At 34.2% G+C, this 1,405-nt stretch carries 1 protein-coding gene; it reads right to left on the reverse strand.

The genetic code is table 11. The annotated features are described in order from the left end of the window. Positions 1-198 precede the first annotated feature (198 nt). Complete coding sequence (locus ACT3QQ_RS13810) at positions 199-1,128, reverse strand: replication initiation protein (RefSeq protein WP_192520942.1); 930 nt, start codon at positions 1,126-1,128, stop codon at positions 199-201. Between the last annotated feature and the right edge of the window lie 277 nt (positions 1,129-1,405).

The raw sequence follows: 1,405 nt of genomic DNA on the forward strand, positions 1-1,405 counted from the left end.
TATTATCAGTCAGTGAGACCACACCGTTTTAATGACTATTTAACACCGCTAGAAAAAGAGAAACGCTACTTTAACAAAAACCTCTTATCAGGTGTCCTAAATTAGTTGACCACTACACTTTATGATTATGTTTGATGATCGTATCAGTAAGCATTTAATCTAAAGGGCAGTTACACAGAATTCGGGATGGTCTCAGTATTAGTGTTTAATCTTTGGTAGATAACTCTCTAAAGATTTATTGGGCTTGTTAAAACTTTCAGGCTCTCGCTGTATGATATGAATCATTTCGCGCTTAAATGTGTCATTCTGCATTTTGCCGTCGTAACTTAGGCTCGGATGGTTGTTATAGTCATTCATAAACTGCACGTTATCAACAATCGACTCTATGGTAGCTTGTGACAGGGTGCCATCTTCACTGGTTAGTTTATCTAGTGTTTTCCGGTGGAATTTGAGCGTTAGCCCCTCGTAGCCTTTGCCTCTACTCTTTTTTTTATATTCCACACTAACCTTATAATTTGTACTTTCATTAATCTCTTCTAGGGCTTTATCGATCACATACTTTCGAAGTTCACTAAATTGCTTGTACTTGCCTTTTATACCCATAACATATTTAAAATCTTCAAGTTCATATGCTTTACTGTATTGATACTGTCCGATCCAACACACTATTAATTCATATAAGCGTATTGAGTGGATACTTGATAGCTCACTGATCTCTAACAACTTATATTTAGTAAAATTTGCTTTTAATTGTGTCAGATACGGCAATATATCCTCTGCAAAAGTTAGCGTAATCTTCCCTGTATTTGGGCTAAACAGAAGACTACTAACAAAGCGTGTACGCAATGCTTCATTGTCTGGCAGTGCGATGATCACTTCCCTTTCAAACAAGCGGTTACTAGCTTGCTCAATATCACGATAGATATTTTTTGCGTTGCTATCACTATAAAAAAGCCTTTTTATCTCATCAGCAGTAATAGTAAATTTGGTTTGTTTACTGATATTTGGCGCATCAGGTCTACTATCAATTTGACTAATACAAGTTAGTAAAAGCTCTTTTTCTTTTGTTGTCATCGTATAAGTAGCAAGAACTAAATCATTTGACTGTACGACTAAATTATTTTCCATTTTATATTTCACTATTTCTACGTTTATTAGAATTCCACATGAGACAAACTATCATAAAAATAGTAAAATAAATAGCTATCTTTAAACGACTCTTTTTTTGGCTCATTTACTCTTTTTTTGGCTCATTTACTCTTTTTTTGGCTCATTTACTCTTTTTTTGGCTCATTTACTCTTTTTTCTCTTTGTAAGCTATTGATATCAAAGGTGAAAAAAGGCTCTTAAACAGGAGTAAACAGGAGTAAACAGGATCAAATAAAAACCCTTAAAGAAACGGGTG

It is taken from the genome of Psychrobacter sp. AOP7-A1-24 (assembly GCF_052376235.1).
Taxonomy (GTDB): domain Bacteria; phylum Pseudomonadota; class Gammaproteobacteria; order Pseudomonadales; family Moraxellaceae; genus Psychrobacter.